The sequence below is a fragment of the Ramlibacter sp. AN1133 genome (assembly GCF_037890035.1).
Classification (GTDB): Bacteria; Pseudomonadota; Gammaproteobacteria; order Burkholderiales; family Burkholderiaceae_C; genus Ramlibacter.
In genome coordinates this window covers 115667-139998 of the sequence record NZ_JBBKTQ010000001.1, presented here as the reverse complement: position 1 = coordinate 139998, position 24332 = coordinate 115667, and the positions used below count along the sequence as shown (strand labels likewise).

The 24332-nt window shown below is 70.7% G+C and carries 14 protein-coding genes; 9 read left to right on the top strand and 5 right to left on the bottom strand.

Features of this window, described 5'->3' with window-relative positions:
- Window positions 1-95: 95 nt before the first annotated feature.
- The 5 genes from WG923_RS00635 to WG923_RS00615 form a co-directional block, all read right to left on the bottom strand.
- A complete protein-coding gene (locus WG923_RS00635) occupies window positions 96-1088 on the bottom strand; it encodes an SCO family protein (protein WP_340348980.1) in 993 nt (330 codons plus the stop codon).
- 111 nt (window positions 1089-1199) lie between these two features.
- Window positions 1200-4007: a multicopper oxidase domain-containing protein gene (locus tag WG923_RS00630; protein ID WP_340348979.1), complete on the bottom strand. Its 2808-nt coding sequence runs from the start codon at window positions 4005-4007 to the stop codon at window positions 1200-1202.
- A gap of 390 nt (window positions 4008-4397) precedes the next feature.
- Window positions 4398-4763, bottom strand: coding sequence for a response regulator (locus WG923_RS00625; protein ID WP_340348978.1), 366 nt, complete (start codon window positions 4761-4763; stop codon window positions 4398-4400).
- Window positions 4764-4875: 112 nt separating this feature from the next.
- On the bottom strand, window positions 4876-6282 hold the full coding sequence (locus tag WG923_RS00620; RefSeq protein WP_340348977.1) for an efflux transporter outer membrane subunit: 1407 nt from the start codon (window positions 6280-6282) through the stop codon (window positions 4876-4878).
- 939 nt (window positions 6283-7221) lie between these two features.
- Window positions 7222-9135, bottom strand: coding sequence for a hypothetical protein (locus tag WG923_RS00615; RefSeq protein ID WP_340348976.1), 1914 nt, complete (start codon window positions 9133-9135; stop codon window positions 7222-7224).
- 167 nt (window positions 9136-9302) lie between these two features.
- Here WG923_RS00615 and WG923_RS00610 point away from each other — a divergent pair, with 167 nt between their 5' ends.
- The 9 genes from WG923_RS00610 to WG923_RS00570 all read left to right on the top strand — a co-directional run bounded on the left by WG923_RS00610 (window position 9303) and on the right by WG923_RS00570 (window position 24314).
- Window positions 9303-10700 (top strand): sensor histidine kinase, encoded by a 1398-nt coding sequence (locus WG923_RS00610; RefSeq protein ID WP_340348975.1) that lies wholly within the window; start codon window positions 9303-9305, stop codon window positions 10698-10700.
- Window positions 10693-11337 carry a response regulator transcription factor gene (locus WG923_RS00605; protein WP_340348974.1) on the top strand — a complete coding sequence of 215 codons (645 nt, stop codon included), beginning with the start codon at window positions 10693-10695 and terminating at the stop codon, window positions 11335-11337. The genes WG923_RS00610 and WG923_RS00605 overlap by 8 nt, the downstream gene beginning before the upstream one ends.
- Window positions 11338-11351: 14 nt before the next feature.
- Complete coding sequence (locus WG923_RS00600) at window positions 11352-12551, top strand: HlyD family secretion protein (RefSeq protein ID WP_340348973.1); 1200 nt, start codon at window positions 11352-11354, stop codon at window positions 12549-12551.
- Window positions 12548-15250, top strand: coding sequence for an ATP-binding cassette domain-containing protein (locus WG923_RS00595; RefSeq protein ID WP_340348972.1), 2703 nt, complete (start codon window positions 12548-12550; stop codon window positions 15248-15250). The genes WG923_RS00600 and WG923_RS00595 overlap by 4 nt, the downstream gene beginning before the upstream one ends.
- Window positions 15247-17388 carry an ABC transporter ATP-binding protein gene (locus WG923_RS00590; RefSeq protein ID WP_340348971.1) on the top strand — a complete coding sequence of 714 codons (2142 nt, stop codon included), beginning with the start codon at window positions 15247-15249 and terminating at the stop codon, window positions 17386-17388. The genes WG923_RS00595 and WG923_RS00590 overlap by 4 nt, the downstream gene beginning before the upstream one ends.
- Window positions 17385-18596 carry a class I SAM-dependent methyltransferase gene (locus tag WG923_RS00585; RefSeq protein ID WP_340348970.1) on the top strand — a complete coding sequence of 404 codons (1212 nt, stop codon included), beginning with the start codon at window positions 17385-17387 and terminating at the stop codon, window positions 18594-18596. Before WG923_RS00590 ends, WG923_RS00585 begins: the two co-directional genes overlap by 4 nt.
- Window positions 18597-18639: 43 nt before the next feature.
- Window positions 18640-19419: an IclR family transcriptional regulator gene (locus tag WG923_RS00580; RefSeq protein ID WP_340348969.1), complete on the top strand. Its 780-nt coding sequence runs from the start codon at window positions 18640-18642 to the stop codon at window positions 19417-19419.
- A 129-nt stretch (window positions 19420-19548) separates the two neighbouring features.
- Entirely contained in the window at window positions 19549-23493 is a 3945-nt protein-coding gene (locus tag WG923_RS00575; protein WP_340348968.1) for a CHASE domain-containing hybrid sensor histidine kinase/response regulator, read from the top strand.
- Window positions 23490-24314, top strand: coding sequence for a YhjD/YihY/BrkB family envelope integrity protein (locus WG923_RS00570; protein ID WP_340348967.1), 825 nt, complete (start codon window positions 23490-23492; stop codon window positions 24312-24314). The genes WG923_RS00575 and WG923_RS00570 overlap by 4 nt, the downstream gene beginning before the upstream one ends.
- Window positions 24315-24332: the final 18 nt, after the last annotated feature.

Genomic DNA, 24332 nt, shown 5'->3' with positions numbered 1-24332 from the left:
GCACGCTCGCGGGCGGCCTTCAGCAGGCCGGGCGCGACGCCGCCCGTCTCCGGCAGCGCGTGGAGCAGTGGGGTACCGATTTTGTCCTCCTCGACTTACTTCTTGGCCTGGTTCGCCTGGAAGGCGGCGCTTCCCTGTTCCAGGAACGACAGTACCGCCTCGATGTCCGCCTCCGACAGCTTCAGGTTCGGCATCGCCAGCTTGTTGTACTTTTCATACAAGCCGATGGCAATCGGGTCTTTCGCTGCCAGGACGGCGTCCGGCTCCTTCATCCACCGCACCAGCCAGCCACGCGGGCGGACGCGGGTGACGTGCGTCAGGTCCGGGCCGATCGATTTTGCGGTTTCCGTGCCCGGCTGGCCGACGGTATGGCATGTGACGCAGCGCGTGCGGAACAGTTCCTCGCCCTTGGACAGCGTCGGCAGCCGCACCGGTGCATTTTCGTATTTCGGGTTCGCCACGGAGGGCTTGGCCTTCCAGTTGCTCAGCCAGCTGCCCACCTGCGTGGCCAGGACCTCGGGATTTTCCATGGGGGACGCTTTCTGCCAACGTCCGGTTGTCTGGTTGCCGATGATCACGGCCAGGTCGTGGTCGATCTGGCCGGTGGCCTTGTCGACCGGGGGCATGTAAAGACCGAGGCGGGCGCGCAGCAGGTCGATGTCCTTCTGCTTGCCGGTCAGGAAGGTCCAGCCGGGGGCGACGTTGAACTTCGACATATAGGCCCTGAGCGCCTCCGGCGTGTCGTTTTCGGGGTCGATCGAGATCGAGTAGAAGAAAACGTCCTTGCCGACGCGGTCACCGAGCAGGTCCTGCACCTGGCGCAGGCGGGCGGTCTCCATGCCGCACGCGGCGGAGCAGCCAGTAAAGATGAAGTTGATGACGACGACCTTGCCCTTGATCAAGTCGTCGAAGAATCGCACCGGCTTGTTGTCGTGGGTGACGAGCGGCACGTTCGAGAAGTAGCTGGCGCCCCAGGGGCTGGCCGGCGCGCTGTTGGCTGCGCGGGCGGGGCCGTTCCACCAGATGCCGGTGAGCACCACGAGGAAGGCCAGGGTCCGGAGGAGATCGCGAAGTGTGACGGGAAGCATGGGAAGTTTTCCTCTCTCTGTTTATGCACCGGGGTACAGCAAGAACCGCTCCAACTTGAAGGGCGGGTGGGGATGCCGGTGCACCTCCACCCGCCCGCCTACTCACTCAGCTCAGTGGTTGGCCAGGGTGCCGGAGCCCGTGCGGAAGGTCGGGATGCCGACCGAAGGCGCGTACTCCACACCGTCCCACGTCGGCAGCGGCGTGGGCATGACCAGGAACTGGCCGGGACGCTCGATGTCCCACCGCAGCAGCATCGCGTTGTCCTCGTGCTGGGTGTTGTGGCAGTGCTCCACGTAGGTGCCGGCGAATTCGCGGAACTTGATCGCGAGGGTCAGGGAACCGCCGCTCTCCGGGTCGCCGCCGACGCGGTACACGTCCTTGCGGGACCACTTCTCCCATTCCGGCGGCGCCTTGCCGTTGCGGTCCAGGATGATCCCTTCCTCGAAGTGCACGTGCACCGGGTGGCTCCAGCCGCCGCCGGAGGTGATGCGCCAGACTTCCGTGGTGCCGTCGCTGGAGGCGCCGGCGTCCGTCGGGCCGGTGTTCAGCTGCGGGGCGGCGCTGATGCGGCGCGGATCCGCGGTGTACGACACGCCGCCGTCGGCCTTCACGGTCCAGGGGTTCACGTCCGTGCCGCTCGAGCGACCGAAGTCGAAGGTGCGGTAGCGGGCGTTCTGCAGCGCGGCCATCTGGGCCGGGTCGTTGCGATCCAGCCAGAGCGGGATCATCTTCTTGTGCAGGCCCTTGCCGGACGCGACGGGTTCGTAGTCGCCCGGGTTCATGCTCAGGTCGGTGCCGGTGTAGGGCTTCACGACCACCTGCATGAACTTGCCGACGGTGGGGTCGCCCTTGTCCCAGCTTTCCTTGCCCGGGGTGAGCACCGCCTTGTACTTCTCCGACAGGATGTCGGCCAGCGAGACCTTGTACTTGGCGACGATGCCCGTGTCGTGGTGCATCGTGTTGACGAAGTACAGCTTGGTACCGGCGGCGAACTTGGAGAAGTCCACGACGATGTCGTAGCGCTCCGCGATCGCCTGGGTCGGCAGCGAGCCCTTGTGCTCGTTCTTGTTGCCGTTGCCGTCGAGGTCCATGGAACCGTCGAAGGGGACCGCATGCTCCAGGATGTTGCCGTCGTTGGCGACCATGTGGAACGGCACGCGGTTGTAGGACACGCCGGAGCCGGCCGGGCCGCCGTATTCGCCGGAGCTGCCCTTGACTTCCGCCACGAGGGCGAGCGCCAGGTAGCGGGACACCGAGCCGTTCAGGATCCGGAAGCGGTACTTGCGGGCCCGCACGTCGAGCACCGGGGCGTACTGCCAGTTCACCAGCAGGCGGTCGCCGATGAAGCCGTCCTTGTTGAAGGGGTTGAACCACAGCTGGCCGGTCTGGTCCCAGGCCTTGTCGCCGATCACCAGGTTGACGTCGTAGTCGCGGTTGCCCCAGGGCAGGTTCTGGCCCGAAGGCAGGCGCAGGTTGACGCCGTCGTTGATCGCCTCGTTGCCGCGGTCCAGGCCCGAGTAGTAGTTCATCATCACGGCGTTGCCCTTGTAGACGTTCTGGGCCGTGAAATCGAGCATGTGGTCGTGGAACCAGTGCGTGGACATCGTCTCGCGCCAGTCGCCGCGGATGTTGATCTTGCCGTTCTGGCAGGTCTTCAGCCCGGGGTTGGCGTCGTTCACCCACAGGGTTTCACCGTCGGCGCAGGGGAAGGAAGCGCGCGGGTCGGTGGCCGAGGTGTTGATCGAGTCGTAGCCGGCGAGCTGCAGGGGCCAGCGGTAGTCGTAGAACTGGCCGGGGAAGAAGAAGGCGTTGGCGAAGCCGTCGCTTTCCGCGGGCGAGTGGCCGTTGTGCTCGTGCGTCGAGATCGTGTGCAGACCGAAACCGCGGTTGGCGGCGGGGTCGATCGGCAGCGCGTTGTAGTGGCGCATCAGCATCGGCTGGCCGTAGCGCGCCATCAGCAGCTTCGGGGGCAGCGTGCCGTCGAAGGTCCAGATGGAGTGCTTTTCCTGCACCGGCATGTTCGGGTGGATCTTGATCGCGATCCCGTTGGTCGTGCCGTTGAGCCCCGGATTGCTGTTGTCGGCGGTGTTGTGGTACAGGCCGCCGGGTCCGAACTCGCCCACCTGGTAGCGGTGCAGCTGCTTGCTGTCACGCAGGCCGGTGTTGACGCGGGAGGGCGCCTGCACGGTCTTGAAGAAGGACTGCGGGTAGAACTCGTTCCAGCGCTGGTGGGCCCAGCCTTCCCCCGGCGGACGGCCTTCGGCCGGCGGGTCGGTCAGGAAGCGGCCGAGGAACTGCTCGACGTCCGGCTTCCAGGGGTTCTGCAGCGAGGTGTTGGACTCGCGCTGCGGGAAGGGGGAGATGCCGGCCTGGCGCAGGAAGGCGTCGAGCTCGAGGCGGTCGGCGGTGCTGCGGGAGACCTCGGGATCCAGTTCCGGGCCCGTGCCGGCCTTCGGACGGGGGAAGGGCGCCGTGCCGGCTTCCACGTTCGCATCCAGCTTCTCGGGACCGAACTCTTCGAACATCAGCAGCTTCTGCGTGAACGGCTGGGCGCCGAACATGGGGCTGGGCAGGCCGTTGGTGGGATAGTTGTACGAGTACAGGTCGTCGCGCTGGATCACGTTCTCCGCCGACAGCTCCTGCTTGTGCAGGAACAGGCCGCCGGGGATCTCCATCGACCCTTCGTTGGCTTCCGGCTGGCTCAGCAGGTCCTGCAGCGCCTGGGTGGGGTCCGCCGGCTGCTCGGTGCCGTGCGAGGGGTCGGTCATCGGCGGGTCGCCGAAGGGGTCCAGGCCCGTCGCCATGCTGGTGTTGAGGCTGAAGGTGCCGATCGCGGCCGCGCAGACGGCCGTCAGAACGAACCAGGGCTTCCTGGCGGCGGTGGCTTTGTGCCGCCCTTTCCCGATGCTTGCTTTCATGTTGATGCGCTCCTGAAGGTGGGTTTTCTTCGGCGTTGCATTTCGCAACGCGTCCTGGTCTCCTGCAACAGATGTGTCGCATCAACCGTGCCAACGCGGATACATCGAGAAACAGCTGCTACACGGCAGGCGAAAAGTGGCCCGATCGGCGCACGATGGGCGGGACGAAGGTGCCGTGGGGGTGGGGGGAACCCCGGGGGTGGGGAAATTGACCCGGCGATCGCCGCCGCGAGCTCTGCGGTTTACAAAGGACCGAAGCTGCTCAGCCGTCGCGGCGCATGCAGCCATGCGGGGGCTGGCCTGCGTTGGGGGGCGGACTGCGGGGAAAACCCGGGGAATCGGGGGGAAGTCCCCACCCGGGGCCGGCCCGGTGCGGGGCTCTTCGCGCTGCTATCGGTCGTGGGTGCCGCAGTCGCAGCGGACGGATTCGGCGAGCAGCCACTGCTCCATCTCGGAGAGCGCGAAGGGCTTGTACAGCACCTGGGCGATGTGGTGCTCGCGCGCCTGCTTGACCACGATCTCGCCGGTGTGCGCCGTCATGAGGATGCAGCCGCAGCAGTTGTGCTTCGCCCGGATGGCGCCGAGGGTCTGGAAGCCGTCCATGCCCGGCAGCTCGTAGTCCATCAGGACCACGCAGGGCCGGCTTTGCTCGAAGGCCTGCAGGGCGTCCTCTCCGCTGCGGGCGAGCACCGCCTGCCAGCCGCGGCGGCGCAGGTACTCCTGCAGGTTGTTCCCCAGCAGGTGCTCGTCTTCCACGATGAGAACCGATCCCCGAGACACGTCATTCCTTGGCATGCATGGTCGTATGCAGATGCAGAGCACGACCTGTGCCACTTTAGTGGCAATGCCGCGCGGATTCCCGGGATTTTCAGGGATTGGAGGCGACTTCCCAGCCGCCGCCGAGCGCACGGATGAGGCGGACGGTGGCCTGGTACTGCGCCGATCGCACCTGCAGGGCGTCGCGCTGGTTGCGCAGTTCGGTGCGGCGCGCATCCAGCACGTCGAGCTGGCTGGCCAGCCCGCTGCGATAGCGGGACTCCGCCAGCACCGTCGCCCGGCGCCCGAGATCGACGGCGGTCGAGGCAGTGCGCGATTGCGCGGCGAGCAGCTGCACCGCGGCAAGCTGGTCTTCCACTTCGCGCAGGGCGGTCAGGATCTGCTCGCGGTAGCCGGCCGCGGCGGCTTCCAGATCGGCATCGGCCAGCTGGATGCCGGCCTCGCGCCGGCCGCCGTCGAAGAGCACGCCGCCGACGAGGGCCGCGAGGCTCCACGCGCGGGTGGAAGCCTGCAGCAGCTGTCCCAGGTCCGGCGATGCCGATCCTCCCGAGGCCGTCAGCGTCAGGCTCGGGAACCAGGCGGTGCGCGCCAGGCCGACGCGCGCCTGCGCCGCCTGCACGGTGCGCTGGGCCGCCAGGATGTCCGGCCGGCGCGTCAGCACGGTGGCCGGCACGCCGGCGGGGATGGCGGGCAGCGCCGCCTCCAGGCCCTGCGGCGGCAGCTCGAAGCTGGACGCGGCCACGCCCGCCAGCAGCGCCAGCGCGTGTTCGAGCTGCGCGCGCCGGCGCTGCAGCGCCTGGCCTTCCGATTCGATCGCGGCCAGTTCGGCCTGCGCGCGCACGTACTCCAGTTCGGCGACGGAACCGGAACGCAGCCGCTGGCCGGTGATCGTCACCGTCTCCCGCCAGGCATTCGCCGCCGCGTCCACCAGCGCGCGCTCCGCATCGAGCGCGCGCAGTTCGAAATAGGTCTGGGCGACATTGGCCTGCACCAGCAGGCGCGCGTCGCGCAGCAAGGCTTCCTGCGACTGGGCGTCGAGGGCCGCGGCGTCCACGCCCTGCTGCAGCCGGCCGAACACGTCGGCCTCCCAGGAGAGATCGGCGAGCGCCGTGACCAGCGTGCCTTCGGTGCCCGCGGCGTTGATGATGGGACCGCCCTGGCGGCTGATGCCGGCGCGCACACCGAGCTGGGGAGCGCGCTGGGCCTGCGCGTTGTGCACCAGGGCCCGCGCGCGGGCGAGCCGCGCCGCGGCGGACTGGACGCTGGTATTGCCGCTGGCCGCCTGCTCCTCGATGCGGTCCAGTTCGGAATCCCGGAAGACCTGCCACCACTCCTGCGCGCTGCCGGCCGCCGGCGCCACGGGCGCCGCGTGGCGGAACGCGGTGGGCACGGCAATGGAGGAGGGGGCGCCCGTGGGCGCGGAGGCGCAGGCACCCAGCGCCAGCACGAAGGGCAACAGGGCGAAGCGCAGCCGGTCAGGGGAGCGTACCGGGGTCATGGGGAAAACGAGGGGCCCGGGAAGAATTCGGGGGCGGATGCCGGTGAGCCATCCGCCCCCGCGAGAGCCTGCCTGACGTCAGACTCCCGCGCAACGGCTCACCGGCGACACGTACGACGACACGGTGTTGTTGATGCTCTTGCTGCCGCCCTTGCCGGCGCGGAGGTTGGACTTGATCTTCATGGGGTGCTCCTGTCGTGGGGATCGGTACGTGCTGTGGCGCACGGGTCGCCGGCCTTATGCCCGGCAATCAAGGACAGGAATGCAAGACCCGGGCCCAGGGCCGGGTGCGACGTATTGCACGGAAGGGCCCCGCGCGCCGGGGCAAGTGGGGGCTGGCTGGGTGTGGGCCCCCAGCGACCCCCCAGGTGCGGGGAAAACCCACCGCCAGGAAAGATGGGGCGGACACCGGCCGGCATCCGCCCCATCGGGTCGACCGTGCCCTGTTACAGGCCCGCGCAGCGGTTCACCGGCGACACGAAGGACGCGACGGTGTTGTTGATGCTGCTTTTCCTGCCGGCTCCGGCGCGAACGTTGGTCTTGATCTTCATGGATAGCTCCTGTCGAGGGGAAGTTGCGTGCTTCGAGGCACTTTGGCATTACCGGCCCCATGCCGGCAATTCTTAAGTGCTAAGAACGATGCAAGTCCCAGGCCACACCCGGCGCGCGCGGCCGGCCCCCCGGGAGCCATGAAGAAAGGGCGGACGGCCTTCCGGCCATCCGCCCTCCGCGGGGACTTCGCAGGCCTCAGATGCCGGCGCAGCGATTGACCGGCTTGACGTACGACGCCACGGTGTTGTTGATGCTCTTGCCGGCGCGGATGTTGGACTTGATCTTCATGGGGCTACTCCAGTCGAGGGGGGGATGGCGTGCTTCGAGGCACTCTGCAATTGCCGGCCCTATGCCGGCAATCCTTTGGCGGCCCGCGTCGGATGCGACTCAGGCCGGGAATTCATTGCTGATCTCCAGCGTGTCGGCGGTGATCGCCACCCGGAATCCGAGCAGGCGTTCGAGTTCGTCGAGCAGGTGCGGCAGCCGCCGCGCCTCGTCGGCCTGCAGCAGCACGTGGATGTCCACGTCGGTGGCGCTGAAGGGCCGCTGCGGCTGCTGGCGTCCGAGCAGCGTGTTGATGCGTTGCTGCGTCTCGGTGGCCAGCGCGAGCGCCTGCTGCGTGCGCACGAAGAAGTGCATGAGCGTGTCGACCAGCCAGTCGACGCTGCTGCTTTCCGTGCCCTCGCCGCCGAAGTGGCGCTGCAGGTTGGCGCGCAGCGTCTCGGTGGTGGCGCGGTGCTGCTCCGTCAGGCGGCCCGAGATGCGCTCCGACAGGGCCTGGCGCACCGGGTCGCCGAGGCCGAAGGCGCATTGCTCGTAGATGTCGGCGTACACGCGCTCGCGATTGAGGCGCCACTCCTCCGTGGCGTGATGGGTCTCGTTGCGCAGGACTTCCATCTTCTCGCGCAGGTAGGTGTCCAGCCGCTCGAGCGTCTCGGTGCGCGGGCCGACCCAGTCCTGCACCAGCTGCGCGAGCCGCGCGTAGGTGCGGGTCATGATCGGCCAGAGCGAGAACAGCGCGGCGTGCGCCTGCAGTCCCAGCAGGCCGTAGTCGAACGCGGAGCCCATGTCGTCCATCGCGCGCTGCACCGGTGCGTCCAGCGGCACGCTGCCGAATTGCGCCTGCTCCGCGCCTTCGACGACCACGCGCAGGAACTGGTCGATCATCGCCGTCGGCCCGGCGCACACGCCCTGCGTGGAGTGCAGGGAGTAGTTGCGCTCCGCGTACTGGTGGATTTCGGCCGCCGTGATGCGCGTGTCGGGCGACACCGTCGCTTCGGACACCGGCACGAACAGCATCTGGTGCGTGGTCATGCGCAGGCCGTCCGTCACGCGGAACAGCGCCGACAGTACCGGGTGGAGTTGCCCGTTGGGCACGCGGTCGTCCTTCTTCACCAGCGGGTAGGTGGCCACGGCCAGCACCAGCGTGGACAGGCGCTCCAGGTCGCCCACCGTCATGCCGGCGCGTGCCGCGGGGAAGCGCTGCAGGTAGGCCTCGCGGATGCGCAGCAGGCACGCCATCGCCTGGTTCCAGTGGGCGCGCATCGCCTTGAGCGCGCTCACGTTCATCGGCTTGTCGTCCAGGTAGCGGCTGCCCGGATAGATGCAGGTGCGCCAGCGGGTCGGGACCTCCACGCGCAGGGGCCGCGGGAAGACGTTGGCCTCGCCGACCTGGCGGCCTTCCTGGTCCAGCGCGATGTGGCCGACGCGGAAGACGGGGACGACCAGTTCCAGGTAGCCGGGCTCGAGCGCGCGGCCGGTCAGCTCGCGGGTGATCGCTTCGCACTCGTCCCAGGTGCGGGCGCGCGCGCTCGGTGCCGGCGGCAGGGGCGAGGGCTGGTCCTTGCCTTCGGGGCCGGTGGGCAGGCCTTCGCCGGCCTCGGCGCCGTGCAGCAGCACCCCTTCGACGACCAGCTGCTCCAGCAGCTCGCGCACCCGCGGCCAGTCGTAGCCGACCGTCCACTGGACGGCGCTGCCGGCGATGAAGCTGGCGTGCTTGGCAAGGGTTTCCCCGAATCCGAACAGCTCGGGTTCGTCGAAGATGACTTCCTTGGGGCCGCAATAGAGGTGCAGCTCGCGGGCGCCGTCGCCTCCGGCCGCATACTGCACCACCACCCGCTTGTTGAGCGGGAGGAACAGCTGGTCGTGGGGTTCGATCCGCACCTGGGGCTCCTCGGAGGGCTCTTGGTCGGGTTCAGCGGCCTGCATGGGATGGTGCGCGAACGGGCACACGCCGGCGGCCGCGGGGTAGGAGCCCGGGACGGGGCTCTCGGCGGCGATGGCGTGCAGGAGGTTCGACATGGACTGCATCGTAGGGATGCCACCCATGTCCCACTACGGAGGAGATGCGCGATTTCATGGCTCTCTCGGTTCGCCGCCGAAGGCACCTTGGTGCCTTGCGAAATACGGTCGGGCTGCTACATTCGCCCAGGGACACCTGTTTCAAAGTGTTTGTGCGCCTTGCGGAAATGAAGACCTTCTTTTTTCGGCTGTCGCTGTCGCAGCAGTTCATGCTCCTCAGCTTCCCGATCCTGCTCGCCGGGACGCTCTTCATCGGTCGCTGGATCGGCCAGCAGGTGGAAGACAGTGTCGTGCACCGGGTGGGGGGCGTCACGGCCCTTTACGTCGACAGCTTCATCGCGCCGCATGCGCAGGCCCTGCTGCGGTCCGACGACCTGCCCGAAAGCGACCGCGCCGCGCTCACCGCGCTGCTGCAGGACACGGCGCTGGGCAAGCGCATTGCCGGCCTGAAGATCTGGCGCCCGGACGGCATGGTCGTCTACAGCAGCGAGCCGGGGCAGATCGGCAAGCGTTTCGAACTGGAAGACGGCCTGATCGCCGCCCTGCGCGGCGAGATCTCCTCCGAGATTTCCGAGCGCAAGGAGACCAGCACGCATGGCCAGCCGCTGCCGCGCGTGATCGAGACCTACACGCCGATCCGCGCCGACCGCCAGGGCAGGGTGATCGCCGTGGCGGAGTTCTACCAGCACCCGGAGGAGGTCGACCGCGAGGCCGGCGCCGCCCAGCGCCAGAGCTGGATGACCTTCGCGGCCACCATGCTCACGATCTACCTCGCCCTGTTCGCGGTGGTGCGCCGCGGCAGCGAGACCATCGTGCGCCAGCAGCGCGACCTGAGCGAGAAGGTCGCGCAGCTCACGGCGCTGAACGCGCAGAACTCGCTGCTGCACCAGCGCGTCAAGCGCGCCGCGGAGCGTGCCACGGCGCTGAACGAGAATTTCCTGCAGCGCCTGTCGGCCGACCTGCACGACGGCCCGGGCCAGGACCTCGGCTTCGCGCTGATGCAGCTCAAGACGGTGGATCCGCAGTGCAGCGCCGCCGGCAGCGCCAAGTGCCCGGCGACCGGCCTGGAGCCCGTGCGCGTGGCGGTGCAGTCCGCGCTGAACGACCTGCGCGCCATCTCCGCCGACCTGCAACTGCCGGACATCCGCCACCTCTCGCTGCCGGAACTGGCGGCGCGCTCGGTGCGCGACTACGAAACCAAGACCGCCTCGAAGGTGCAGCTCGATTGCACGGTGCCCGACGTGCCCACGTCGATGCGCGTGAAGATCACGCTGTGCCGCGTGCTGCAGGAATCGCTGGCGAACGTGTACCGGCACGCCCAGGGCAAGAATGCCCGCGTGCGGGTGACCGGCGACCACGAGACGCTGGTGATCGAGGTGAAGGACGATGGCCCCGGCTTCCAGCCGGGCAACAGCCGCCGCCATGGCCGCCTGGGCCTGGCCGGCATGCGCGAGAGGGTGGAGGTGGCGGGAGGGACGTTCACCATCCAGTCCGCGGCGGGGCAGGGCACGACGGTGCGCGCCACGCTGCCCCTGACGACCAACGAGGAGGAATTGCATGTCTGACCGTATCACCATCGTCGTGGTCGACGACCATCCGCTGTTTCGGCAGGGCGTGGTGGCCGCCCTGCAGCAGGAGCCCGACTTCCAGGTGGTCGGCGAAACCGACTCGGGCGAGCAGGCGCTGCAGCTCGCGCGCACGCTGATGCCCCAGGTGATGCTGCTGGACGTGAGCATGACCGGCTGGAACGGCATCCAGACCGCGGAGAAGGTGAGCATCGCCTGCCCCGCCACCGCGATTGTCATGTTGACGGTCTCCGACGACAAGGACCGCCTGCTGGCCGCCTTCAAGGCCGGCGCGCGGGCCTATGTGCTCAAGGGCGTCTCCGCGCAGGAGCTGGCACGGGTTGTGCGTGCAGCTGCGGCAGGAGAAGTCTACGTGTCCCAATCACTCGCAGGCGAGATGCTGGTCTCGCTCACCCAGGGCAAGGCGCCCGACCCGCTGCAGGAGCTGACCTCGCGCGAGCGCGAGATCCTGGCGCTCATCGGCAACGGTTTCACCAACCGCCAGATCGGCGAGAAGATCTTCCTGTCCGAGCAGACGATCAAGCATTACGTCACCAACATCCTGCAGAAACTGCAGGTCCGCAGCCGGGTCGAGGCCGCCCTGCTGGCCAACCGCCACAGCAGCGGCTCGCGCTGAGGCTGCAGGATGCCATGCCGACCCGCTTCGTCCGCACCACCCGATCGCTGGCGCACGATGGCGGCCGGCGGGCCCTGCTGGGGTTCGGCGCGGCGGCCCTGCTGCTGGCCGCCTGGCTGAGCTGGTTCCTGTTCGGCCACGTCACGGTCTACGAGGTCTCGCGGCAGGCGCGGCTGGAGGTGCAGCAGTCGGCGCACCCCGTCGCCGCCCTGGTCCAGAGCCGCATCGCCACCAATCCGCTCGTGCTGGGACAGGAGGTCCGCGCCGGCGACCTGCTGATCGAGCTCGACGCGCAGGCCGAGAACCTGAAGCTGAAGGAGGAGCAGTCGCGCCTGCAGACGCTGCTGCCGCGCATCGCCTCGCTGCGCAAGGAAGTGGCAGCGCTCGAACAGGCGGCCGCCCGCGAACGCGCATCGGCGCAGGCCGCCGCGCTCGGCGCCTCCTCCCGCACCCGCGAGGCTGCCGCCGCGGCGGACTTCGCCCGCGAGAACGAACGCCGCCTGCGCGAGGAAAGCGCCATCGGCGGCGTGGCGCAGATCGAGGCCGTGCGCGCCCAGTCCGAGTCGCTCAAGCTCGCCGCCGCCCGTGACGCGCTGGCGGCCGAACAGCGCCGCCTGAGCACGGACGCGGAGGCGCGCGCCTTCCAGCAGGAGGCGCAGGTCGAGTCGCTGCGCCGCATGATCCTGTCGATGCAGGGCGACGCCCTGGCGGCCGAATCCACCATCGCCCGCCTGCGCGAGGAGATCGAGCGCCACGCGGTGCGTGCGCCGGTCAGCGGCACGATCGCCGACGTCGCCGTGCTGCGCACCGGGGCCTACGTGGCCGCCGGCCAGAAGCTCGCCACGGTCGTCCCGCACGGCGGGCTGATCATCGTCGGCGACTTCGCGCCCGCCGCGGTGCTGGGGCGCATCCATCCGGGCCAGCCGGCGCGGCTGCGCCTCGACGGCTTTCCGTGGGCGCAGTACGGGATGATCGACGCGCGCGTGGTGCGCGTCGCCGGTGAAGTGCGCGACGGGCTCGTGCGCGTCGAATTCGAACCGGCGCGGCAGGGCGCTGCGCGACTGCCGCTGCAGCACGGCCTGCCCGGCTCGATCGAAGTCGGCATCGAGGAGGTCTCGCCCGCGCAGCTCGTGATGCGCGCGGCCGGCCGCTTCGACACGCCCACGCCCGCTGCCGTGCCGGCGGCGGTGCGCGAGATGGCCGCGACGCAATGAATGCTGTGGGCGTCACAGCGGGGCGGCGCTGGATCGTCCCCGAGGTCGTGCAGACGTCCGCGATGGACTGCGGGCCGGCCTCGCTCAAGAGCGTGCTCGAAGGCTTCCACATCCCGGTCAGCTACGGGCGCCTGCGCGAGGCCTGCCAGACCGACGTCGACGGCACCTCCATCGACACGATCGAGACGCTCGCCAACCAGCTGGGCGTGGCCGCGGAACAGGTGATGATCCCGCTGGACCACCTGTTCCTCGATTCGGCCGCGGCGCTGCCGGCCGTGGTGGTGGTCCATCACTCCGACGGCGCGACCCACTTCGTCGTGGCGTGGCGGCGCATCGGCGGCTGGGTGCAGGTGATGGATCCGGCCGTGGGTCGCCGCTGGGTGCGCTGCACGCGCCTGCTGGAGGAAGTGTTCGAGCACGAGATGGGCGTGCCCGCGCCGCAGTGGCGCGAGTGGGCCGTCTCCGACGATTTCCTGCGGCCCCTGCGCGAGCGGCTGGCGCGGCTGGGCGCGTCGCCGCAGCAGGCCGATGCGCTGGTCGCGCAGGCGCTGGCCGACGACAAGTGGTTCGGCGTGGCGGCGCTGGATGCGAGCGCGCGCTTCATCGCCTCCGTGACCGCTGCCGACGGCCTGCGGCCCGGCGCCGAAGCGATGAAGGTCGTGGAATCGCTGTTTCGAGACACGCACGCCAGCACCGAGGACATCTTCCGCATCATCCCGGCGCGCTACTGGGCCGCGCGTGCCGACCATCTCGACGAGCACGGGGTGCTGCAGCTCACGATCCGCGGCGCGGTGCTGGTGCGCCTGAGCGGCCGCACGCCCGCCGAAGCGGCAGAGAGCCCCGAGGCGCTCAAGTCGCCGGAACTGAAGGCGGCGCTCACCGAGCGGCCCGTGCATCCGATCCGCGTGGTCGGTTCGGTGCTCGCGGGCGAAGGGCGCCTGGGCCTGTTCGCGCTGGCCGGCGCGATGGCGGTGGCCGCCGGCGCGGTGCTGCTCGAGGCGCTGATGTTCCGCGGCCTGTTCGACGTCGCCGGGTCGCTGACCGTCGCCAGCCAGCGGCTCGTTGCCTTCGGTGCGGTGCTGGCCTTCGGCGCCGTGCTGCTGCTGATCGAGATCGGCATTGCCGCCGAGACGATGCGGCTGGGCCGCCATCTCGAGGCGCGCCTGCGCGTGGCGCTGCTGGAAAAGCTGCCGCGCCTGAGCGACCGCTATTTCCACAGCCGCTCGGTCTCCGACATGGCGGAGCGCAGCCACAGCCTGCCGATGCTGCGGCTGCTGCCCGGGTGGGCGCTGCACATGCAGCAAAGCGTGTGCGACCTCGGCTTCACCCTGGTGGGCGTGGCGCTGATCGACCCGGCGAGCGTGCCGCTGGCGATCGCCGTGACGGTCGCTGCGCTGGCGATCCCGCTGGTGCTGCAGCCGGTGCTCAACGAAAGCGACCTGCGCGTGCGCAACCACGCGAGCGCGCTGCACATCTTCTACCTCGATGCGCTGCTGGGGCTGGTGCCGATCCGCTCGCACGCGGCGGAGCCCGCGGTGCGGCGCCGCCACGAGGGCCTGCTGGTCGAATGGGTGCGGGCGGGCCGCGCGCAGATCGCCGCGTCGCTGGGCGCCGGCGGCGTGCAGTCGCTGGTGTGCATCGGCCTGGGCGCCTGGCTGCTGATCGCGCACTTCGGCCGCTCCGCGGTGGTGAGCGGCGCGGACCTGCTGCTGGTCTACTGGACGCTCAAGCTGCCCGCCATCGGCCACACGCTGGCCGGCCTCGCGCAGCAGTATCCGGCGATGCGCAACGTGCTGGTGCGGCTGCTGGAGCCCCTCAATGCGCCCTCCGACACACCCGAGGAAGCACCCGGGCGCGAGCGCGCGCCGGGACGCGCGGCACTCGGCGGCGTTGCCATCGCCGTGGAGGAAGGCAGCGTGCTGGCCGCCGGCCACACGATCCTGGAGGAGCTGGACGTGGCCATCGCGCCCGGCGAGCACGTCGCGATCGTCGGTTCCTCCGGCGCCGGCAAGTCCAGCCTGCTCGGCCTGCTGCTCGGATGGCACCGCCTCGCCACCGGCACCTTGCGCCTGGACGGCCAGCCCGCAGGTGCCGCGCAGATCGAACGCCTGCGCGAGGCGACGGCCTGGGTCGATCCGGCCATCCAGCTGTGGAACCGGCCCTTCCTCGACAACCTGCTGTATGCCTCCGAGGCCAAGGCGCTCGAAGACGTCGGCACGGTGCTCGACGCCGCGCGGCTGCGCGGCGTGCTGCAGAAGCTGCCGCAGGGCCTGCAGACCTACCTGGGAGAGGGCGGCGCGCTGCTGTCCGGCGGCGAGGGCCAGCGGGTGCGGCTGGCGCGCGCCTTCCTGCAGCAGGACGTGCGCCTCGCGCTGCTGGACGAACCGTTCCGCGGCCTCGACCGCGGCCAGCGCCGCGAACTGCTGGTTCAGGCGCGCGCCTGGTGGAAGGACGCCACGCTGCTGTGCGTGACGCACGACGTCGGCGAGACGCAGTCCTTCGATCGCGTGCTGGTCGTCGAGGGCGGCCGCATCGTCGAAGACGGCGCCCCGTCCGAACTCGCGCGCCGCGAGTCCCGCTATCGCGAGATGCTGCTGGCCGAAGACGACGTGCGCTCGCGCGTGTGGCAGGACGCCGCCTGGCGCCGCATCCGCGTGGAAGACGGGGCGCTGCGCGCCGAGGAAGGAGCCACCGCGTGAGCACCAGCGACGACGCCATGGACCTGCGCGCGCTGCTCTGGCCGGTGGCGCGCCTGGGCGAGGCACTGGAGGAACTGGCCCGGCGTGCCCGCCTGCGCGTGGCCGCTGCGGAAAGCCCGCAGGTTCCCGCCACGCTGGCCGGGGAGGGCGAGGAGGAGCAGGGCCGCTGGCTCGAATGGGCGGCGCACCGCCTCGGCCTCGAAGCCGAAGCCCTCGATGCGGTGGCGCCCGAACTCGAGGGCCTGCTGGCCGGCGCCGCGCCGGCCCTGCTGCGCGTGGAGCACCCGGGCGGCGACGGCTTCCTGCTGCTGTTGAAGTCGCGCGGCGCGACCGCCCACCTGGTCGGCCCCGACCTGCGGGTGCACCGCGAGTCCATTCCGGCGCTGCGGCGCGCGATGTGCACCCGCCTGGAGGCGCCGTTCGCCGCGGAGGTCGACAAGCTGCTGGCTGCCGCGGCCGTGCCGCCCGAGCGGCAGGCCAGCGTGCGCTCCGCCATGTTGCGCGATCGGCTGGCCGACCGGCAGGTCGCATCGTGCTGGATGCTGCGCCTGTCCCCCGCGCGCGGCTTCTGGGACCAGCTGGCGCAGGAAGGCCTGCGCGAGCGCATCGTGCCGATCGTCGCCGTCTTCGCCGCGCTCTACGGCCTCGAGGTGCTGTCCTGGAGCCTGATCGGGCAGGGCACGCTGCATGGCCGCATCGACAGCGGCTGGCTCGCGGCGTGGACCCTGCTGGTCGTCTCGCTCGTGCCCTTGCAGTGGCTGGGCGGCTGGCTGGATGCGCGCTTCGCGCTCGACGCGGGGCGGATCATGAAGTCGCGGCTCCTCGCCGGCGCGCTGCGCAGCGACGTCGAGACGGTGCGGCGGCAGGGCGCGGGCGAGCTGCTCGGACGCGTGCTGGAGTCGCAGGCGCTGGAGTCGCTGGCGTTGAACGGCGGCTTCGGCGTGCTGGTGGCGCTGCTGGAACTGCTGTTCGCCGCGACGATCCTGGCGGCGGGCGCCGGCGGCTGGCTGCACGTGGTGCTGCTGCTCGCGTGGCTGGGCGTCACCCTGGGGCTGGGCTGGCGCTACCTGCGCCGCCTGCGCGAATGGACGCTGGAGCGCCTGCGCATGACGCAGGCCCTGGTGGAGCGGATGGTGGGCCATCGCACGCGCCTGGCGCAGGAGCAGCGCGCCCGCCGCGACCACGAGGAGGACCACGAGCTCGGGAACTACCTGCGCACCTCGCAGGCCATGGACGGCGCGGTGCTGCCGATCCTGGGCGTGATGCCGCGCGGCTGGACGCTGGTGGCGCTGGCCGGCCTCGCGCCCGCCTTCGTGGCCGGCAACGCCTCGCCCGTGGACATCGCGGTGGCGCTTGGCGGCATGCTGCTGGCAGGCCGCGCGCTGAGCGGCATTTCCTCCGGCGTGACGGCGCTCGGGCGGGCCGCGATCGCCTGGAAGCAGGTCTCCGCCTTCTTCGCTGCCGGCGAGGAGGGCGGGCGCGAACCCTTCCTGCCGGCCTCGCCGGGCGCGGGCGAGGAGGGCGCGCCGCGTTGCCTGGTCGATGCGCGCGAGCTGAGCTTCCAGTACCAGCAGGCGGCCAAGCCCGTGCTGCACGAAATCGACCTGTCGATCCACCACGGCGAGCGCATCCTGCTGGAAGGTTCTTCGGGCGGCGGCAAGTCCACGCTCGCGGCGCTGCTCACCGGCCTGCGCGTGCCGGCCTCGGGGTCGCTGCTGCTCGATGGCCTGGATCGCCAGACGCTCGGGCGCAACTGGCACCGGCTGGCGGCGGAGGCGCCGCAGTTCCACGAGAACCACATCCTCAGCGGCACCCTCGGCTTCAACCTGCTGATGGGGCGCAACTGGCCGGCCAGCGAGGAGGACCTGCAGGAAGCGCGCGAGCTGTGCGAGGAACTGGGCCTGGGCGATCTGCTCGGGCGCATGCCCGCGGGCCTGGCGCAGACCGTGGGCGAAACCGGCTGGCAGCTCTCGCACGGCGAGCGCAGCCGCATCTTCCTGGCCCGCGCGCTGCTGCAGAAGGCGCAGCTCACGGTGCTGGACGAAAGCTTCGCCGCGCTCGACCCGGAGACCCTCGCGCGGTGCCTGCGGTGCGCCTTCGAACGCGCGCCGACCCTGATGGTGATCGCGCACCCGTGAAACCCGTCGCCACCACGCCCCTCGCGCGCGAGCGCCTGCGCGCCTCGCCGAACTTCGTGCTCGCCCTGAGCCAGGACGGCAAGCCCTACGTCGCGCAGGAAACGGAACCCTACGCGCAGTACTGGCTGTCGCAGCGCTATCGCATCCTGCTGTCGCTGTTCTCCGGCCCCAGGGGCGCGACCGGCGAGCAGGCGGTGCAGGCCTATTTCCGGCTCACCGCCGCCGAGCCGCAGGAGGCCGAGCGCAAGCGGCTGCTCAAGGCGATGGCGGACATGCGCAGCGCCGGCGTGCTGATCGCAACGAGGGACGACGTGTCGCGCTACGACGCGCGCATGGCGCAGGACTACCTGAAGCACCGGCCCTTCCCGGCGGACCTCACGCGCTTCCTGGTCGATGCGGCGGGCATCGGTCCCGGGACGCGCGTGCTCGATCTCGCCGGCGGCCCCGGCAGCCTCGCGCTGCAGCTCGCGCGCGTGACGCCCCACGTGTCGCTGCTGGAGCTCTCGCGCGGTTTCGTCGAGGCGGCCTGCGCCGCCGCGGCCGCCGGCGGACTGGAGCTCGATGCGATCCACGAATCGGCCAACCGGCTGATGTACAGCGACGCGGAATACGACGTGGTGACGCTCTCGCAGGCGATCCACTGGCTCGATGACGTGCAGGTGTGCCGCGGCATCACCCGCACGCTGGCCGCGGGCGGCAGCTTCTTCGTGATCCAGTCCTCGATGGACGTGGACGACGCGCATCCGCTGGCCTACGTGATCGGCCGGGAGTCGATCCTCGGCAACAAGGATCCGCGGCCGTTCGCCCTGCAGGTGCAGGCGCTCTCGCGCCGGCTGTCGCTGCTGTTCGAGGCGCTGGACGCACCCGACGTGCAGCGCCACGACGTGGCGCAGCGCGTGGCCGACGAGGCGGGCGCGGCCGCGCGCGTCGTGCCCGCGAAGGTGTCCTTCTTCCGCCAGCGCCGCCCGTTCGACCTGGGCTACGCGCGGGCCTTCCTCTCGGAACAACATATCCGCAGCACCGGCCGCGAGCCCGGACCCTTCTGGGCCGAGGTCGAGGCGCGCTGCGCTGCCGCCACGCCGCAGCAGCTCGAAGGCCAGTTCGACTGGGCGGTGCTGCACTTCCGCCGCGGCGGCGTGCCCGGCGTGCCGGCGGACTTCAGCGCGTGCGGCGCCACCGATATCGCGTGGGAGCGGCCGTCCGACTGAGCGCGCGCGAGCGCGCCCTGCACCCCTGCGGGACAATCCCGGCATGAGCAGCCAGGACAAGATGCTCTCCCTGCTGGACGCCTTCAGCGTCGACGCGCCCGTCTGGTCCGCCGACGAACTGGCGGCGCGCCTCGAGCTGCCCCCGTCCACCTGCTACCGCTACCTGAAGTCGCTGCACCAGGCGGGCCTGCTGGCGCGCGTGGGCAGCGGCTCCTACGTCGTGGGTCCGCGCGCGCTGGCGCTGGACCGCATCTCCCGCCTCTCGGACCCGGTGTACAGCGTGGGCAGCCCGGTGGTCGCGGCGCTGTCGCGGCGCACCGGCTTCAGTGCGCTGCTGTCGGTGCTGTACAGCGATTCGGTCATGTGCGTGCAGCAGGTGGCCACCGAGGATGCCCCGCCGGGGCTGTTCGGGCGCGGGCAGCAACGCCCGCTGGTGGCCGGAGCCAGCGCCAACATCATCCTGGCCCACCTGCCGGTGCACCAGTTGCGCAGCGTGTTCAACAAGCAGCGCGAGCGCATCCTGGCCGCGGGGCTGGGTCCCGGCTGGGAGCAGCTGCGCGCGCAGCTTGCCGCGATCCGCCAGGAAGGCTACAGCTTCACGGCCGGCGAGTACCGGGCCGGCATCGCGGGCCTGGCCGCGCCCCTGTTCAACAAGGAGGGCGAGGTGCTGGGGAGCATCGCGCTCGCCACCTCGACGGACTCGCCGCGGCTGGGGGAATTCAGGGCACTGGTGCCCGCGCTGAAGACGGCGGCCGCGGAGATTTCCTGCGGCATCGCGGCCAGCGCCAACGTGGTGGACCTGCCGGCGAGGGCCTTGGGCTAGCCGACTGGGGCAGGGGTTCCGGAGATCTCCGGCAGGTTCACCCGCCGCACCCTGGCGCGCGCGCGGGCCCTTCCGGGGCCGCTCGGCGGGGGAATTCCGAAGTGCTACCCTTGCACGCTCCGAAACCGCATGTCGTCCCTCCCCGTTCCTGATCACGCCCCGCCACCGGGCCCCACCGACGCGCCCGCCGTCGAGGCTCCGCCGCCCGCCGAGGCACCGCACCGGCTGCTGCGGCCCTTCGGGCTGGTGATGCTGGTGCTGATGGTGGGCCTGCTGGTCACGCTGCTGTCCTGGGACGTGGCGCGCGACCTGTCGCGGCGCGCCGAGTCGCGCCGCTTCGAATACCGCACCAGCCGCATCCTGACGGAAATGCGCCACGGGCTGGAGACCGACGAGATCCTGCTGCGCTCGGTCGCCGGCCTGTTCAGCGTCGGCGGCGGCATCACGCGCCAGCAGTGGCGCGACTATTTCGACGCGATGGAAAGCGGCACCCGCTCGCCCGGCCGCCTGTGGCTGGCGTTCGCGCAGCGCGTGCCGGCGCGCGAGCGCGAGGAGCACGAGCGCCAGGCCCGCTCCGAAGGGCTCGCCACCTACGGCGTGCGCGCGACGCAGGAGCGGCCGTTCTACTACCCGCTGGCCTACTTCCGCGCCTTCGGCACGCAAGACCGCCGGCCGCTGGGGCTGGACCTGCAGGAGGACGCGCTGGCGCAGGAAGCCATGAACCGCGCGCTGCAGTCCGGCAGCGTCGCCCTGACCGGGCCGCTGACGCTCTCCACCCCCAAGGGCGCGGGCGGGCAGGTCTGGGCGATGCTGGTGCCGGTGTACGCGGGGGGCGCGGTGCCTTCCAGCGCGGTGGCGCGGCAGCAGTCCGTCCTCGGCTTCCTCGTCGAAGCCTTCGACACGATGCAGCTGGTGGAAAGCGCCGTGGGGCCGGATGCGGCCGTCATCGGGTTGCGCGTGCGCGACGGCAACGTGCCGGTGTTCACGAGTCCCGAGCTTGCGGGTGGCGCGCGGCCGGCGATGCAGCGCACCGCCGAAATCGACTTCGGCCAGCGCCGCTGGAGCGTCGAGTTTTCGGCCCTGCCGCGATTCAACGCGAGCAGCGTGGGCGGCGGCGACCAGTCGTGGGTGATCCTCGCCCTCGGCCTGGTGATCAGCGGCCTCATGGCGGGCCTGCTGGGCCTGCAGGCCAGCCTGCGCGCCCGCGCGCTGGGGCAGGTGGAGCAGCGCACCGAGGCCTTGCGCAGCGCCCTGGGGCAGCGCGCGGAAAGCGAGGCGCGGCTGCGCGCCGTGGTCGACCACGCGCTCGATGCCATCATCACCATCGACAGCCGCGGCATCGTCCAGAGCTTCAACCCCGCGGCCCAGAGCATCTTCGGCTGGAGCGCCGAGGAGGTGATCGGGCGCAACGTGAGCATGCTCATGCCGTCCCCGGACCGCGAGCGGCACGACTCCTACCTCGACAACTACCTGCGCGGGGGCGCGCCCAAGATCATCGGCATCGGCCGCCTGGTGACCGGCCTGCGCAAGGACGGCAGCACCTTCCCGCTGGACCTGGGCGTGAGCGAAATGCCGGTGGGCAAGCAGCACTACTTCTGCGGCATCGTGCGCGACGTGACCGAGCGGCTCGCCAGCGAGGACGCCTTGCGCCAGAGCGAGCGCAAGCTGCGCTCGTACATCGAACAGTCCCTCGACGCGGTGGCCGTGGTGGACGGGCAGGGCCGCTACCTGGAGGTGAACCCCGCCGCGGCGCAGATGCTCGGCTACTCCGAACAGGAACTGCTGCAGATGTCCATCCCGGACATCCTGTCGAACGTCGAAGCCGAGCGCCGCCAGGGCCTGGCCCATTTCGAGCGCGTGCAGCGCGAGGGCCGCGGCAGCGGCGAGGTGGTGCTGCGGCGGCGCGACGGCCAGACGCTCGTCGCCGAAATCAATGCGGTGGATCTCGGCGGCGACCGCTACCTGAGCCTGTTCCGCGACGTCACGCAGCGGCGGCTCGCCGAGCAGGCACTGCAGCAGGAGCGCGCGATGCTGGAGCAGCGCGTGGCCGAACGCACCGCGGTGCTGACCGAGACCAACGCCGCCCTGCAGGAGGAGATCGTCGAGCGCAAGCGCATCGAGTCGGAGCTGGTCGCCGCGCGCGAGCAGGCCCTGCAGGCGGCCGAGGCCAAGGCGTCCTTCCTCGCCAACATGAGCCACGAGATCCGCACCCCGATGAACGCGGTGATCGGCATGACCGCGCTGCTGGAGGACACGCAGCTCGATGCGGAGCAGCGCTCCTACGTGCAGACCATCCACACCAGCGGCGACGCGCTGCTGTCCACCATCAACGACATCCTCGATTTCTCCAAGGCCGAATCCGGCATGCTGGAGCTGGAGCAGCGCCCCTTCGAGATCGGCGTGTGCATCGAGGAGGCCTTCGACATGCTGGCACCGCGCGCCGCCGACAAGGGCATCGACCTGCTGTACGAGATCACGGACAACGTGCCGCACTGGCTGGTGGGCGATTCGACGCGGCTGCGCCAGGTGCTCGTGAACCTGCTGTCCAACGCCGTCAAGTTCACCGACAAGGGCGAGGTCTGCCTCACCGCGAGCGTGCTGCGGCGCGACGCGGAGGAAGTGCAGCTGCGCTTCGCCGTGCGCGACACCGGCATCGGCATCCCGGCGCAGCACATGGAAAGCCTGTTCAAGGCGTTCTCGCAGGGCGACACGTCGACCACGCGCAAGTACGGCGGCACCGGCCTGGGCCTGGCGATCAGCGCGCGGCTGGTGCGCATGATGGGCGGCGACATCAAGGTGGAGAGCGAGGAGCACCACGGCTCCACGTTCTCCTTCACGATCCGCGCCGGCATCGCGCAGAACGTGCCCACCGCGCAGTACCGCACCAGCCGCGCACCGGAGCTGGCGGGCCGCAAGGTGCTGCTGGTGGACGACAACCCGACCAACCTGCACATCCTGAAGACCCAGTGCACGCGCTGGGGCATGGAAGTGGAATGCGCCACGCGCGGCACCCATGCGCTGGCGCTGCTGGAGGCCGAAGGCCCCTTCGACGTCGCCGTGCTGGACCTGCACATGCCCAACATGGACGGCCTGCAGCTCGCCCGCGCGATCGTGGCGCAAAGGGGCGACACGGCGCCGCCGCTCGTGCTGCTGTCGTCCTCGCCGGGACGCAGCCGCGACTTCTCCGCCATGAAGCTGTTCGCCGCGACGCTGGCCAAGCCCGTCAAGCACTCCAAGCTGTTCGCGGTGCTCGACGAGGTGATCCACGACCGCCGGGCCCCGCCGCCGGCGGCCGCCGCGCAGATCATCGACCACACCCTGGCCAAGCGGCTGCCGATGCAGGTCCTGGTGGTGGAGGACAGCGACATCAACCGCAAGCTGGCCGTGGGCATGCTGCGCAAGTTCGGCTACGCGCCCGACGTGGCGCAGGACGGCGCCGAGGCGGTGGAAATGGTGCGGCAGCAACGCTACGACCTCGTGTTCATGGACCTGCAGATGCCGGTGATGGACGGCCTGGAGGCCACCCGCCACATCGTGTCCATGCTGCCTGCCAACCGCCGCCCGCGCATCGTCGCGATGACGGCCAACGCGCTGCCCGCGGACCGCCAGCGCTGCCTCGATGCGGGCATGGACGACTACATCGCCAAGCCGATCCTGCCCGTGTCGGTGCAGCAGCTGATCGAGCGCTGGGCGCCGCAGCGGGGCGCCACGCCCGGCGACGTGGCCGAGGCGCTGATCGACGAAGCGATCCTCAAGGAGCTCGCCGCGCTGGACGAACCCGAGTCGCCCTCGGTCGTGCGCGGACTGATCGGCGACTACCTGAACGAAACGCCGGCGGCGCTGAGCGCGATCAAGCAGCACCTGCACGCGGCCGACATGGACGAACTGCGCCGGCGCGCGCACAAGCTCGCGGGCACGAGCGCCAGCCTCGGCGCCAAGGGCGTGGCGGAGGTCTGCTACCGCATCGAGCACGGCGTGGCCCGGGGCGAGACCTCGGTGCTGCCGGGCCTGGTGGAGGAACTCGAGATGCGCTTCACGCGCACGCGGTCCCTGCTGCAGCAGCGGGTGGGATGACCCGCCTGGTCGGTCTCGTGCTCCGGCGTGGCCGGGAAGAGCGCCTCGCCCAGGGAGCGGGGGGCCTGACCTTCACCACGCTGCTCTCGCTGGTCCCCCTGCTGGTGGTGAGCTTCGCGCTCTTCACGCGCATCCCCGTGCTGCGGCCGGCGGGCGAACGCGTGCGCGAGCACCTCCTGCGCGGGTTGCTGCCGCCGGACATCGCGCGCACGGTGCTGCAGTACCTCGGGCGGTTCACGGTCAATGCGGGCGGGCTCACGCTCGCGGGTTCGCTGTTCCTGGTCGTCTCGGCGCTGGCCCTGGTCCTCAGCGTGGAGGCCTCGCTCAATCGCATCTGGCAGGTGAAGAAGCCGCGTCCTATCCCGCGCCGCCTGGCGCTGTGCGGCGTGCTGCTGCTGGCCGGGCCGGTGGCCATCGGCGCCAGCCTCTGGGCCACCTCCTGGCTGCTGGCTGCCTCGGGGGCGCTGGTGGCGACGAGCCCGCCGTGGGTGCGGCAGGCGCTGCAGGCGGCCCCCGTGGTGCTGGGCGCCATCGCCTTCGCCTGCCTGTACCGGTTCGTGCCCCATGCGCCCGTGCGGCGGCGCGACGCGATCGCGGGCGGCGTGCTCGCTGCCGTCGCCTTCGAGCTGGGCAAGCGCGGCTTCGCGCTGTACCTGGCGCACGTGCCGACCTACCGCACGGTGTACGGCGCGTTCGCGCCGCTGCTCGCCTTCCTGGTCTGGGTGTATTACTCGTGGTGGGTCACGCTGGCCGCCGCCGTGGTGAGTGCGAGCCTGGCCCCGGGTGGCAGGACCAGGGGACGCAAGGCCGCGGGCGCCTGAGGGCGCCCGCGCGCTGGC

Excerpts from the sequence above, each read along its gene's own strand:
- WG923_RS00600 (WP_340348973.1), top strand. The coding sequence starts at position 11,352 with ATGCCGACCCGCTTCGTCCGCACCACCCGATCGCTGGCGCACGATGGC.
- WG923_RS00575 (WP_340348968.1), top strand. The coding sequence starts at position 19,549 with ATGTCGTCCCTCCCCGTTCCTGATCACGCCCCGCCACCGGGCCCCACC.
- WG923_RS00570 (WP_340348967.1), top strand. The coding sequence starts at position 23,490 with ATGACCCGCCTGGTCGGTCTCGTGCTCCGGCGTGGCCGGGAAGAGCGC.
- WG923_RS00610 (WP_340348975.1), top strand. The coding sequence starts at position 9,303 with ATGAAGACCTTCTTTTTTCGGCTGTCGCTGTCGCAGCAGTTCATGCTC.
- WG923_RS00630 (WP_340348979.1), bottom strand. The coding sequence starts at position 4,007 with ATGAAAGCAAGCATCGGGAAAGGGCGGCACAAAGCCACCGCCGCCAGG.
- WG923_RS00605 (WP_340348974.1), top strand. The coding sequence starts at position 10,693 with ATGTCTGACCGTATCACCATCGTCGTGGTCGACGACCATCCGCTGTTT.
- WG923_RS00595 (WP_340348972.1), top strand. The coding sequence starts at position 12,548 with ATGAATGCTGTGGGCGTCACAGCGGGGCGGCGCTGGATCGTCCCCGAG.
- WG923_RS00635 (WP_340348980.1), bottom strand. The coding sequence starts at position 1,088 with ATGCTTCCCGTCACACTTCGCGATCTCCTCCGGACCCTGGCCTTCCTC.
- WG923_RS00580 (WP_340348969.1), top strand. The coding sequence starts at position 18,640 with ATGAGCAGCCAGGACAAGATGCTCTCCCTGCTGGACGCCTTCAGCGTC.
- WG923_RS00615 (WP_340348976.1), bottom strand. The coding sequence starts at position 9,135 with ATGTCGAACCTCCTGCACGCCATCGCCGCCGAGAGCCCCGTCCCGGGC.
- WG923_RS00620 (WP_340348977.1), bottom strand. The coding sequence starts at position 6,282 with ATGACCCCGGTACGCTCCCCTGACCGGCTGCGCTTCGCCCTGTTGCCC.